At 48.7% G+C, this 13,336-nt stretch carries 10 protein-coding genes and 1 riboswitch; of the genes, 6 read left to right on the forward strand and 4 right to left on the reverse strand.

The features are described from left to right. The first annotated feature begins 111 nt into the window (after positions 1-111). From ACNFVB_RS01495 to ACNFVB_RS01505, 3 genes are all read left to right on the forward strand, one after another. On the forward strand, positions 112-1,224 hold the full coding sequence (locus tag ACNFVB_RS01495; protein WP_274631616.1) for a hypothetical protein: 1,113 nt from the start codon (positions 112-114) through the stop codon (positions 1,222-1,224). Positions 1,225-1,396: 172 nt separating this feature from the next. Next, positions 1,397-2,152: an endonuclease/exonuclease/phosphatase family protein gene (locus ACNFVB_RS01500; protein WP_288996524.1), complete on the forward strand. Its 756-nt coding sequence runs from the start codon at positions 1,397-1,399 to the stop codon at positions 2,150-2,152. Between the two features lie 113 nt (positions 2,153-2,265). Further along, positions 2,266-3,285 (forward strand): NADP-dependent oxidoreductase, encoded by a 1,020-nt coding sequence (locus ACNFVB_RS01505; RefSeq protein ID WP_430737853.1) that lies wholly within the window; start codon positions 2,266-2,268, stop codon positions 3,283-3,285. Between the two features lie 23 nt (positions 3,286-3,308). Here ACNFVB_RS01505 and ACNFVB_RS01510 read toward each other — a convergent pair whose 3' ends face one another. From ACNFVB_RS01510 to ACNFVB_RS01520, 3 genes are read right to left on the reverse strand one after another with little or no spacing between them, the layout of a single operon-like run. Next, positions 3,309-3,926 carry an alpha-ketoglutarate-dependent dioxygenase AlkB family protein gene (locus ACNFVB_RS01510; RefSeq protein ID WP_430737854.1) on the reverse strand — a complete coding sequence of 206 codons (618 nt, stop codon included), beginning with the start codon at positions 3,924-3,926 and terminating at the stop codon, positions 3,309-3,311. A gap of 17 nt (positions 3,927-3,943) precedes the next feature. Then, positions 3,944-4,834, reverse strand: coding sequence for an alpha/beta fold hydrolase (locus ACNFVB_RS01515; RefSeq protein WP_192993388.1), 891 nt, complete (start codon positions 4,832-4,834; stop codon positions 3,944-3,946). A gap of 44 nt (positions 4,835-4,878) precedes the next feature. Continuing rightward, on the reverse strand, positions 4,879-6,804 hold the full coding sequence (locus tag ACNFVB_RS01520) for an ABC transporter ATP-binding protein (protein WP_430737855.1): 1,926 nt from the start codon (positions 6,802-6,804) through the stop codon (positions 4,879-4,881). Between the two features lie 302 nt (positions 6,805-7,106). Between ACNFVB_RS01520 and ACNFVB_RS01525 the strand changes: the two genes are divergently transcribed. After that, on the forward strand, positions 7,107-7,973 hold the full coding sequence (locus tag ACNFVB_RS01525; RefSeq protein ID WP_430737856.1) for an EamA/RhaT family transporter: 867 nt from the start codon (positions 7,107-7,109) through the stop codon (positions 7,971-7,973). Positions 7,974-8,348: 375 nt separating this feature from the next. Next, a complete protein-coding gene (locus ACNFVB_RS01530; protein ID WP_274631610.1) occupies positions 8,349-9,239 on the forward strand; it encodes a fructose bisphosphate aldolase in 891 nt (296 codons plus the stop codon). 114 nt (positions 9,240-9,353) lie between these two features. On the opposite strand, the gene thiC is transcribed toward ACNFVB_RS01530, so the two are convergent. Continuing rightward, positions 9,354-11,339: a phosphomethylpyrimidine synthase ThiC gene (thiC, locus tag ACNFVB_RS01535; RefSeq protein WP_430737857.1), complete on the reverse strand. Its 1,986-nt coding sequence runs from the start codon at positions 11,337-11,339 to the stop codon at positions 9,354-9,356. Positions 11,340-11,628: 289 nt separating this feature from the next. Further along, positions 11,629-11,745, reverse strand: a riboswitch (TPP riboswitch). Positions 11,746-12,016: 271 nt separating this feature from the next. Here thiC and pstS point away from each other — a divergent pair. Next, positions 12,017-13,183 (forward strand): phosphate ABC transporter substrate-binding protein PstS, encoded by a 1,167-nt coding sequence (gene pstS, locus ACNFVB_RS01540; RefSeq protein ID WP_430737858.1) that lies wholly within the window; start codon positions 12,017-12,019, stop codon positions 13,181-13,183. The last annotated feature ends 153 nt before the right edge of the window (positions 13,184-13,336 follow it).

The raw sequence follows: 13,336 nt of genomic DNA on the forward strand, positions 1-13,336 counted from the left end.
TAAGTGGTTTTTTTTAATAGAAGACACCATTTAATGAAAATAAGTGTAATAAGTATTAGGTTTAATAAACACTAAAAAGCCATGAAACCATAATAAAACAAGGAGCAATATATGAAAGCAACTCTAAAGAGCTTACGTGAAACCAAAGCCAACCCTGCGGTCAGTATCTTTGTAAAAACGCATCGTGAGCACCCTGCCAACGATCAAGACCCTATTGCCCTAAAAAACCAATTAAAAGTCGTCGAAGAGCGCTTAAACAGTGAATATGATAAGCGTACGGCTACTACTATTTTGGACAATATCTACGCAAAAACCAAAGAGCTCAACCATAACTATAACCTTGACACCTTAGCGATATTTGCCAGCACCGATGATGTAAAAGTCATCCGTATGCCGATCGATACCCAAGAGCGCGTCGTTATCTCAGATCGTTTTGCCACTCGTGATCTAGTGCGTGATATGGCAAGTGCTGTCCACTACTACACCGTGGTGCTAACCCGCGAACATGCGCGCCTCATCGAAGCCTCGAACGATCGCGTCATCAGAGAGTTTGACAAAGATGACGATGCACAAAACAACATGGAAAACATCCCATTTCCTGTAGAAAATAATGGCCCCTATACCACAGGCGATGGTGGCTCAGATCGCTCATCAAACAACGAAAGCAGCTATCTCAAAGAGTTCTTTAATCAAGTTGATAAAAGCGTGCAAGAGCTGTGGGGCGAGAATAAAATGCCGCTGGTCATCGTGGGTGATGCCAAAAACATCGGCTACTATAAAGAAGTCTGTGACCGTCCTGACAACATCATTGCTACCGTCACCAATGCGACCAACCTAGAAGATGGCAGCGCTCAGCATATCATCGATAGCGTACAAGAAGCGGTCGAGGGCTATCGCTCGTCGCTACATCAAGAAGCCCTCGGTGAGATAGATAAAGCACGTGGCGCCAGTATGCTCCAGACTGACTTGCAAGAAGTCTATCGCAGTGCCTATCAAGGCGTAGGCGAGACCCTCTATGTCCGCCGCGGTTATATCCAGCCTGCAAAGATAGATGAACAAGCGCAGACCCTGAGCCTCGCAGACGACCCAGCTGCTGATGGCGTGACGGATGATGCCATCGGTGAAATCATTGAGCATGTCATCCATAATGGTGGCAAAGCGGTGTTTATGCCACAAGATATCATGGGTGCAGACCAACCGATTGCTCTGGTGACTCGCTATTAAATCGGGGCTGCCAGATACTGGCTTGATACGATGACGTATTAGCCATCGGCGGCAGTTAGGTATAACATAAGAGCATTGGTTCACAACGAATCAATGCTCTTTTTACGTCGGTTTTGGCTCACCGCAGACCATGCCGCCCTTATCCTACCATACTGAGTTTATGACCAAACCTATGACTACCACGACTTCTTTTGTTTTAACCAGCTATAACATTCATAAAGGCATGTCGCCGATGAACCGCCAAGTCAAAATACAAGGCATCGCGCAAGCGCTCGATATCATAGGTTCTGATGTGCTGTGTTTGCAAGAAGTGCAGGGTCAAAACCTAAAGCGCAATATGCAATACAATGAGTACCCTGACCAGTCTCAGCATGAGTGGTTTGGCGAGTACCTAAAACTGCAAAACAGTTACGGCAAAAACTCAGAGTACGAAAATGGCCATCATGGCAACGCGGTACTCAGCCGCTTTCCATTAGACCCAAAGCATAACGTCAATATCACCGTCAATAAGCTAGAGCAGCGCGGCGTTCTCCACTGTGAAGTACAACCTATCGGCTGGGAGCGGCCATTGGTGGTATTGTGCGCGCATCTAAACTTGTTTGAGCGCGACCGTATCAAACAGTATGAGGCCATCGCCAACTATGTACGTAACGAAATCGATGACGACCAACCTCTGGTTTTGGCCGGGGATTTTAATGACTGGAAAAAAATGTCTTGTGATAAGCTGGCGGCCAGCCTCGGCATGACGGAAGCCTTTAAGCACTGTCATGGCAAGCTCTTGCCCACCTTTCCAGCCAAGCTACCAGTGCTCAGCTTAGATCGTATCTATGTGCGTAATCTGACGGTCAAAGACGCATGGGTACACACGGGCAAGCCTTGGTCGACCCTATCTGATCATCTGCCGCTCAGTGCTGAGCTGACCTTATAGCGGGTGCAACTTATAAGAGTGACGACACCGACCCTGATGTATGATTACGTGTATAAACATATGTATAAAAAGCCAAAAATACTTTAACCAATAGACGGATAAGGATATATACCATGTCTAATTTAACAACCGAAAAACAACTGCCAACCACGCAGCACGCTGTCCTCATCAAAGAGTTTGGTGCACCTGAAGTGATGCAGTATCAAGACGGGGTGGCGATGCCATCGTTGGCAGACGAGCAAGTTTTGATTGAAGTGGCGTATGCAGGGATAAACCCCGTCGATTATAAGACGCGTCAAGGCAAAGGCTGGGGCGCAGAGGCGATTCAAAACAATAAGTTTGATAAAAATGAGCCAGCAATTTTGGGTTTCGATGTCGCAGGTACGGTGGTAGATAGCCGTAGTGATAAATTTGCCATCGGTGATCAGGTGGCGGCTTTGAGCTTTGAGGGCAGCTGCTACGCTGAATATGTGGCAGTGGATGCCAAACTGCTGGCCAAAGTGCCCAATCCTGTCACACTAAAGCAAGCAGGCGCACTGCCTTGTATTGGTCAAACCGCGCTACAGTTTGTTGAGTTTGCTGCTATCAAAAAAGGTGAGCATGTCGTCATCAATGCACCCGCAGGCGGGGTGGGGCACCTAGCGATACAGCTATTGATGGATAAAGTAGACAACGACGATATCAAGGTCACGGTCATTTGCTCACCTGAGAAGTATGACAAGCTTGCAGACTTAATCGATAAAGACAAGCTGGCAGGCTGGATTGACTATACCAAAGACGCGGCGTTTCCTGATCTACAAGCTGATGTGCTACTGGATCTGGTCGGTGACGAAGCAGGTGTACGAGCGCTGAGCGTGCTCAAGCCTGCGGCTCGGGTTTTTGTTTTGCCGACTATCTGGGTTGATAAACTCAAAGCAGCAGGTGAGCAAAAGCAGCTAACGGTCACAGGCTACAAAGCGCAGCGCAGCGGTGATGATATGGCACGCGTTTTACAACTCATCGCTGATGGAAAGTTACGCTTAAAGATTCAAAGCGTCTACCCACTCTCTGAAGTGGTGGCGGCGCATCATGAGCTACAAAAAGGCGATGCCTTTGGCAAGATAGTCTTACAAGTAAAACAAAAAAGCGATTAGCCAGACCCATGCAATTATATTCGTTAAGTTGGCTGTAGGTGCCGAAAGGTTAGGCTGATGCGCCCATCGGCGACGGTCTTTGTCTTAGTGATGCTGTGTTTCCAAAAGCGCTGCGTCTCGCCATGCATGACGATTAGCTGACCGGACTCAAGATAAAGTGCGACTTTTTCTTGAGTTTTTTTGTGCTTAAAGACAAATTTGCGTGTGGCACCCAGTGATAAAGAAGCAATCACAGGCTGCGCGCCCAACTCTTTTTCATCATCGGCGTGGTAGCCTATGCCATCATGCCCTGTCGGGTAGTAATTGAGCAGACAAGAATTGAAGTTGGCATCAATACCGATCCTTGATAGTTGCTGTTCGATATAAAGTTTCACGTGAAACACGGTGTCTGACCATGGCAGGCTTTGTCGGGTATGACCTGAGTACTGATAGCTAAGCTCTTTTTCACCCATCCATACCACTTGGCGAGTGGTGATGTGCGTCTTACCAAATAAGGTTACGATATCAGGCTGCCATGGTAGCTCGGTCAATAATGCGTCGTAGAGCTGGCAGTCATCATCGATGATGCAGCCGAAGTCATTTACCCTGCCATCATAAGGCAATAAGTTATCGGTTGGGGCAGGGGCAAAAAGGTCGCTCATGGCTTACATTGCTCAGCTTAGTGACTGTTTTCATAATGCCCATTGATAATTTGTGCGCACAGTTTGGGCGCTTCCATTGGCAAAAGATGGCCGTAATCTGGTAAAGAGATGATACTGTCGGCAGGGACGAATTTTTGCCACTGCTTACGGACTTTATTGCTGATAAATAAGGTTGGCTTGCCCGTGATCAGTGTATAAGGGCAGCGAAGGTTTTTTAGAGCGGTGTCGATATGCGGCGCACCAAAATAGTTGGCAAGCTCTTGCTCTGGGGCAAACATCAGCGTGTGGCTACCATCGGCATTGACGCTCAAGCTTTGCTCAGCAAACACGTATAAATGCGCATCGCTGATGCGTTTGTAGGCTCGGTTGGCGCGTAGGGCTTGATAGTACGCATCAACGCTCGTCCAAATAGCGGGTTTGGTCAGTGTACTTTTAAAAGGCTCTCGACTGAGCAAAAACCGCCGCGGCAATAAGTTATACAGTCGTGCTTGGTTTTTGGTAAAGGTGACCGGCTCTATCAGATACAGCTGGGAGAATAAATCTGGACGTTTGGCGGCGGCCATGGCAGTGGCAGTGGCACCTTGCGAATGACCGATACCCACCACAGGCCGATCTTGGGTGCGCTCCAAAAACTCAATCAATAGCTCAGCGTCTTGCTCTCGAGTGAGGCGGCGTTTTTGCGGCTTATCGTACCAGTAGCCGCGTAGGGCAAGCGCACTGATATCAAACGTTGCTGCCAGCTCATGCAGCAGCGGCGTATAAGTACCGACCGTAAAGCTGTTGCCTCCATAAAAGTGCGCAGGCGCACGTTTGTTGTGCTCTGCTGCTACTGATGGGTTGAGACTGCCAAGGTCGTAGTAGCGTGCTTGTTTGCCGCTTAAATTGATACGATGGGTAAAGGCTTCCATAAACTGCCCACTTCCTCATGTTTTATTTTTATGATGATGGCGGTCTATGGGGTGTCTTCGCCCAAAAACCCGCCGCTTTGACGCTGCCACAAGCGCGCATAGACGCCGTCTTGTGCCAACAGCTCGTCATGGCTACCTTGCTCGATGATTCGACCTTTTTCCATCACCACCAGCCTATCGAGCGCAGCGATGGTAGAGAGGCGATGGGCAATGGCAATCACAGTTTTGCCGGTCATGATATCGTTGAGGCTCTCGGTAATGGCAAACTCAATCTCAGAGTCAAGGGCGCTGGTGGCCTCATCCAATAACAAGATCGGCGCGTTTTTTAGCATAACACGAGAGATGGCGATGCGCTGACGTTGACCGCCGGAGAGTTTGACGCCGCGTTCACCCACTTGGGTATCAAGACCTGTATTGCCTTTATCGTCATATAAGTCTTTGATAAAGTCCCATGCTTGAGCTTGTTTGGCGGCATGGATAATCTCTTCGTCAGAGGCGCCGGGACGGCCATAAGCGATGTTTTCACGTATGGTACGATGCAGCAGTGAGGTGTCTTGGGTCACCATACCGATCTGCTGACGCAGAGAGTCTTGTGTGACATCATCGATCGCTTGACCATCGATATATATCTTACCGCGATCGACATCAAAAAAGCGTAGCAGCAAGTTGACCAACGTGGATTTGCCCGCTCCTGAGCGCCCAACCAAGCCGATTTTTTCTCCTGGTTTGATATCCAAATAAAAGTCATCAAGCAGCTTGACCGAGTTGTCTTGCGCCATGTCAGTGGTCGCTACCGACGGTTTAAATGTTTTATCGGTGACGTGATAGTTATCTTGGTCTTCATTCTCATAGCTAAAGTCGACATGATCAAAGACGATATGCCCCTCGGTGACGCGTAGTTCAGCTGCGTCTGGCTTATCGACGATCGTCTGCGGCGCGGATAGCGTGCGCATGCCGTCTTGTACCGTGCCGATACTCTCAAAAAGGCTGGCGGTTTGCCACATGATCCAGCGCGTCAGACCATTGAGGCGTAGCGCCATCGCCGTCGCCGCGGCAATCGCCCCGACCCCGACCGCGCTTTGTTGCCATAGATACAGGCCAATCCCTGCGGTACTACTGACCAAAATCACACTGATAAGATGAGTGAAAATCTCTAAATAACTGACCCAGCGCATCTGCGCATGTACTGTTCCTAAAAACTGCCCCATGGCGTTTTTGGCATAACCAAGCTCACGGCGTGAGTGGCTAAACAGCTTGACAGTCATGATATTGGCATAGGCATCGGTGATGCGCCCCGTCATCAACGCGCGCGCATCTGCTTGTACGAGGGCGGTTTGTTTGAGCTTTGGAATAAAATACCATATCGCCAGCGCCACCAACCCAAACCAGAGGATAAAGGGAATCAATAACAAGCTGTCTAAATTAAATAAAATAAGGCCACTGGTCACAAAATATACGGTGACATACATAAACATATCTGTGACGGTCATCACCGTATCACGCACCGCAAGCGCAGTCTGCATGACCTTGGCCGAGACACGTCCAGAAAACTCGTCTTGATAAAACTGCATGGACTGCCCAAGCATACGCTGATGAAAACGCCAGCGCATCTGCATGGGAAACACGCCTTGCAAGGTCTGAAAATGAATAAACGAGGATAAGGCAATCCAAAACGGGCTGACAATCATCACCGCCAGCATCAGCAGCAGCATATCGCCTTTTTCTAGCCATAAGTTCTGCGGCGTATAGACGCCAAGCCAATCGACGATATCGCCAATCCATGCAAACAGCATTGCTTCATAAATGCCGATGCCTGCTGACAACACCATAAACAGCAGCAGCCAGCTGCGCAGCCCCTTTGTACAAGCCCACAAAAACTGCAGCATACCGTCACGAGGCGAGGGCAGCGGCATGGGGGTGTTGGGGAAGGCCGGTAAGCGGTTTTCAAAAAAGCGAAATAGAGCATTCATAGGCAGTGATAAAACATCAATAGCAGTACGCCAAAACAAGCGATGACGGTCGTTATTTTGAATCTTTACTTTGTGATTGGGAGTGCTGGCTATTTTAGCAAAATTTCCTGTCAGACCTGCAGGCTAATTGTAATTGCGTGCATATAGATGCCATGAGTATCAGCACAACAAAACACCAAAAAGCCATTGTTGTATTGGAAATATTTTGTTACATTCAGTGGTTTTATATTGTTTGCCATGGTTTTGTGTATTACTGACGTGCGGTGTTGCTCTGACATGAATCAAGGATAGAGGTAAGGATTATGATGTATTTGGTGATAGCAGTACTGTGCAGTGTGGCCGTCTCGGTACTGCTCAAAATCCTGCGGCAAAAAAATATCGATATTCGCCAGACCATCGTCGCAGGTTATCCCGTGGCTTTTTTGCTGACATGGTTTTTATTAACGCCAGATGTCAGCAGCATAAGCACGCTTGGCAACGCTTGGGGCATCATTCTGGCGCTTGGGATACTGCTGCCGACGGTTTTTATTATCTTGGGCCGTGCGATTGCATCGGTCGGCATGGTTGCAACCGATGCCGCCCAGCGCTTGTCGTTGATTATTCCCATTATCGCCGCTTTTTTATTATTTGGTGAGGTGCTGACGGGCACACGAGTGCTTGGTTTGGTCTTAGGGTTTTTGGCGTTGGGAGCTTTGGTTTACCGGCCCAAACATACCGGTGGAGGCGAGAACGCTAGTATGAGCCCGCCCGCCGCGCGTACCCCGCTATGGCTATTTGGCGTATGGGCAGGCTATGGCATCGTCGATATCTTATTTAAACAAGTCGCCAAACAAGGCACGGCCTTTCCACTGACGCTGTTTGTCAGCTTTGGCGTTGCAGGATTGTTATTGCTGATTTATTTGCTTGTGACACGCGTGCGTTGGCAGGGTAATGCCTTGGCAGCAGGGCTATTACTGGGCGCTCTAAACATGGGCAATATCTATGCGTATGTGCGCGCCCACCAAGTATTGTCCGACTCTCCTAGTATTGTCTTTACTGGGATGAACGTCGGGGTCATCGCCGTCGCGACGCTCATCGGTGTGGCTGTGTTTAAAGAGCGGCTCGGTCGTATCAATGTGCTAGGCTTGCTGCTGGCGATTGGCTGTGTGGCGGTACTGTTTTTGGCATAAAGTTTTGGCATAAGAGTTTGATGTAAGGCTTTGATGTACGTGGTTTGGCATAATATTCTTATACCTATAGTCGATGCACTCTAAAAGAGCATAGCGCTACTGGGATGCTATTTTTAAATGTAGGTTGCGCAGCCTCTGAGAACGCCGCACGTCAGTAAAATTTATATCAGTAGCGCGTTTAAGTTTATATAACCGTTTTATTTTCAACTGGCTATTTTTAACTGATCTATCATAAAAATTGGCGGCGCTGTCACGCATCCTATATAGGCAGATAAAGCATCCTATGGTAAGGTTGTCTACAAATAGCAAGGCTCATATAGATTGAGTCGATTGGTGATGTTTGGCTTTAATCAATAGAAATAGGATACTTTTTCAATGGAATACCAAAAACAACGACAGCGTATAAAGGATGGTTCAGGGTTTATCGCCGCGCTTGATCAAAGCGGCGGTAGCACACCAAAAGCCCTAGAAAACTACGGCATCAGCAGCGATGCTTATGACAATGATGACGCGATGTTTGATCTGGTCCACGAGATGCGCGCGCGTATCATGACTTGTGATGCCTTTGATAATGAGCGTGTCCTTGGCGCGATTTTATTTGAAGACACCATGGAGCGCGAGGTTAATGGCAAGCCAACGGCAAACTATCTGTGGGAAGATAAAAACATCGTGCCGTTTTTGAAGGTCGATAAGGGTTTGGCCGAGCAAATGAGCGGCGTACAAGTCATGCGCCCGATGCCAGACTTGGACGCGCTACTGGATAAAGCCAAAAACTATCCCGTGTTTGGTACCAAGATGCGCTCAGTCATTTATGAGCCAAGTGTCGATGGTATCGAAAAAGTAGTGCAGCAGCAGTTTGATGTGGCTAAGCAAATTCTCTCCAAAGGCTTTATGCCAATCGTTGAGCCTGAGGTTAGTATCGATAGCGCCCAAAAGCATGAGTGTGAAGTGATACTCAAAGCGGATATTTTGCGTAACCTTGAGCGTCTAAATGACGACCATCAAGTGATGCTCAAACTAACCTTGCCCACCGACGGCGGATTCTATCAAGAGCTGATTGATCATCCAAAAGTACTCAAAGTCGTGGCATTATCTGGCGGTTATAGTCGTCGTGAGGCATGCGAAAAGCTTAAGCAAAACCCCGGTATGATTGCCAGCTTCTCACGCGCGTTTACCGAAGGGTTGAGCAAACAACAAAGCGATAAAGAGTTTGCTGATACCATGAACGCCTCAATTGAAGAGATTTATCAGGCGTCAAATGTGTAAACGGCTCTTTGGCTAAGAAATACTTATCATAAAAAAAGCTCGCTTCTACAGACATAAGAAGCGAGCTTTTTGCTATATAAAGTAATTAAATATACAGCAGTCAAATCAGCGGATTTATACCTCTTTATACAGCTGTCGACCCTCGCTATGATATTTTTCAGTCATCTCTTTCATACCTTGCTCAATCTCAGCTGCACTCATCGTCTCTGTGTCTAAGCTTTCTGACGCATCCAAACCCTTGGCGTACTCGCGGACGTTTTGGGTGATTTTCATCGAGCAAAATTTCGGCCCACACATCGAGCAAAAGTGTGCCGATTTGTGCGCATCTTTTGGCAGCGTTTCATCATGGTATTCGCGGGCGGTATCAGGGTCGAGCGCCAGATTAAATTGATCATCCCAGCGGAACTCAAAGCGCGCTTTAGATAAGGCATTGTCACGAGCTTGCGCGCCTGGGTGGCCCTTAGCCAGATCAGCGGCATGCGCGGCGATTTTATAGGTGATGATACCGTCTTTCACATCCTTTTTATTCGGCAGTCCTAAGTGCTCTTTTGGTGTCACATAACAGAGCATGGCGGTGCCAAACCAGCCAATCATCGCCGCACCGATAGCACTGGTGATATGGTCATAACCGGGTGCTATATCGGTGGTCAGCGGCCCTAAAGTATAAAACGGCGCGTCGCTGCAAGTCTCTAGCTGTAAGTCCATATTTTCTTTGATGCGGTTCATCGCCACATGTCCGGGGCCTTCGATCATCACCTGTACATCGTGCTGCCATGCGATTTTCGTTAGCTCACCAAGCGTACGCAATTCGCCAAATTGCGCCTCGTCATTGGCATCTTGCAAGCAGCCAGGACGCAGACCATCACCTAAGCTAAAGGCCACATCGTACTGCTTCATAATCTCGCAAATCTCTTCAAAATGGGTGTATAAAAAGCTCTCTGTATGATGGGCAAGGCACCACTGCGCCATGATAGAGCCACCGCGAGAGACAATACCTGTGAGTCGGTTGGCCGTCAGTGGCACATAGCGCAGCAGCACGCCTGCGTGGATGGTGAAGTAATCAACGCCTTGTTCGGCTTGCTCGATAAGTGTATCGCGGAATATCTCCCACGTTAGGTCTTCGGCGATGCCGTCGACTTTTTCTAATGCTTGATAAATGGGTACCGTACCGATGGGCACAGGCGAGTTACGAATCAGCCATTCGCGGGTCTCGTGGATATGATTGCCTGTCGACAAATCCATGATGGTATCCGCGCCCCATCGTGTTGCCCATGTCATCTTCGACACTTCTTCATCGATAGACGAGCCAAGTGCTGAATTACCGATATTGGCGTTAATCTTTACCAAAAAATTACGCCCGATAATCATCGGCTCAGACTCAGGGTGATTGATATTATTTGGGATGATGGCGCGACCGGCCGCGACCTCGCTACGCACAAACTCAGGGGTGATGATTTTTGGCGTATTGGCACCAAAGCTCTCGCCGTCATGTTGGCGCATATCGGTCAGCTCATGCTGTTTTTGCGTCTCACGAATGGCGATATATTCCATCTCAGGGGTGATGATACCGCGGCGTGCATAGTGCATCTGGGTGACATTGCCTGCTTTACCATTGACTTTTTTGGCGCGGCGCGGCTTATCGATATGGGCAAACCGTAGATTGGCTGTGGTGATATCACGCGCACGCGCTTGCCCGTATGAGCTGGACAAACCGCTTAGCTGCTCTGTATCACCGCGCTCGGCTATCCAGCCCTCGCGCAGTTTGGGCAAGCCGCGGGTTAGGTCAATTTGGGCATCAGGGTCGGTATAGACGCCTGAGGTGTCGTAGACATAAAACGGCGGGTTTTGCTCCCAGTCGGACTCATCCACGCCCTGAATAGGCGTGGGATCTAGCGTGATCTTGCGCATCGGCACTTGAATATCAGGTCTTGAGCCTTGGATATAGACTTTTTGCGAGGCGGGGAGAATGCGGTGTAAGTCGCGCGCTTCTTCTTCAAAGCGCGTGTCTTTGGCGCTACGGTGCGCAGGGGTTTTTAGCGCGTCGGTTTTTTTGTCAGAAGCGTTTTTCTGGGTCTTTGGAGGTAGGGTTGAGGTTGTCATATGCTGTCCTAGCGTGTTGGTTTTTGAATAAAAGCAACACCGCCAGAAGCTGCGGGGGTAGCACTTATCATCTAGGCAGTTTTTGCTGCGTCGTCGTCACTGGCTGTCAAATCTATCATCGCAAAAATCTGCCTTCGCGGAGGATGTCATCAACCTGTAAGCGACGCTTGGTATCTCTCATCATTATTTGGCACTACTTAACCCTATAAAGCTTAGCACCACTAAGCGGGCATTTAGGCCAACAGTCATGAGGATAACAAGGCATTTCTGCCCGTCTTTGCCATACATAATAAAGTGCTGAAGACTTCCCTGCGTCGGTACTAACCGCATCAGGTTCGGCGGGTGATCTCTCAGCGAATGTACAAAGGCAGTCAGCCATTCGTACACCGCACCCCGAGTCTGTCAGTGTTGTAAATCAGTCTCATACTAACAAACTTCTGCCATGAGGGCTACTGGTGTTTGACCACCGGTATGTCAGTCAACGTGCGCACGAGGCCATGAGTCATGACACGCAGGCTAATAGCGTTAGCCTCAAGCGCCGACTGATTTGACCCTATTTGTCACGCACATAAAAGAGTTGGGCGGTTGTCATCAAACTGTCATAAAAACTTGTCAAGATGTCACACATGTCACCAATCATGCTTTGTTCAATCGTTGTTAAACTTTAGGAGTTCTACATGCGTTATTCGTTATTGGCAGTCGCCGTTAGTTGCACCTTAGTACTCACCGCTTGTAATAAATCCACCGACACCGCAGAGTCAGCAGCGCAGAGTGACACCAGCGCGGCGACAGTGGCCGAAACTACCAGCACAGCGACATCTTCTCCAGCAAGCGATTTTAAATCAGCTGAAAACATCGCCATGAACATCACTGGTGCTGGCGCGTCGTTCCCGCAGCCTATCTATGCCAAATGGTCATATGACTATAATGCCGCGACTGGCGGTCAGGTCAACTATCAGTCTATCGGCTCCTCAGGTGGCATCAAACAAATCCAAGCAAAAACCGTTGACTTTGGCGCCTCTGATGCCCCGATGACCCCTGAAGAGCTGGATGCGGCAGGACTTATTCAGTTTCCAACCGTCATCGGCGGCGTGGTACCGATTGTCAATATCGATGGTGTGGGGCCAGGTGAGCTAAAGCTGGACGGCGCAACTCTAGCCGATATCTATCTGGGTAAGATTAGTAAATGGAATGACCCTGCTATCACCGCCATGAACCCAGATTTGACTCTGCCAGATGCTGCCATTACCACCGTATTTCGCTCAGATGGCTCAGGCACGACCTTTAACTTTACCGATTATTTGGCGAAGGTTTCAACTGACTGGAAAGACAGCGTGGGTGTCGATAAAACCATCAAATGGCCAACCTCTGCCACAGGGGCAGGCGGCAAAGGCAACGAAGGCGTATCAAGCTACGTCAACCGCATGAAAAACGCTATCGGCTACGTCGAGTATGCTTACGCTAAGCAAAACAACATGGCGCACGCTGCCCTCAAAAACGCGGCGGGTAACTTCGTGCAGCCATCTGCTGAGACCTTTGCTGCGGCAGGTGATATCGATTGGTCACAGCAAGCAGGCTTTTACAAAGTCATCACTAACTCTGAGACCGATCAAGCGTGGCCCATCGCCGCTGCCACCTTTATCTTGGTACACAAGCAGCCAGAAAACCCGAAGCAAGTGGCTGGCGTGCTGAACTTCTTTGATTGGGCGTATGCTGAAGGTGATGATAGTGCCATGGCGCTTGATTATGTGCCTTTCTCTGATACCGCAGTGGCACTGTTTAAAGACAAGTGGAATGAAGTCAAAGGTAGCGATGGTCAACCCGTCTACACCCCAGCTCAGTAGTTTTTATACATATGTATAGCAGAACTTGTAAGCCCCTTTGAGACACCTATTCTCCGGTGGTTGTCTCAAAGGTTTTATCACAACAAATTTAAAAATAGCGTCATTAATGACCGTTAATAGCGCTCTTTATTAAGATTTAGTTTGTTGTGATAA

Origin of the sequence: Psychrobacter sp. VH5 (assembly GCF_050572635.1) — a bacterium.
GTDB lineage: Bacteria > Pseudomonadota > Gammaproteobacteria > Pseudomonadales > Moraxellaceae > Psychrobacter > Psychrobacter celer.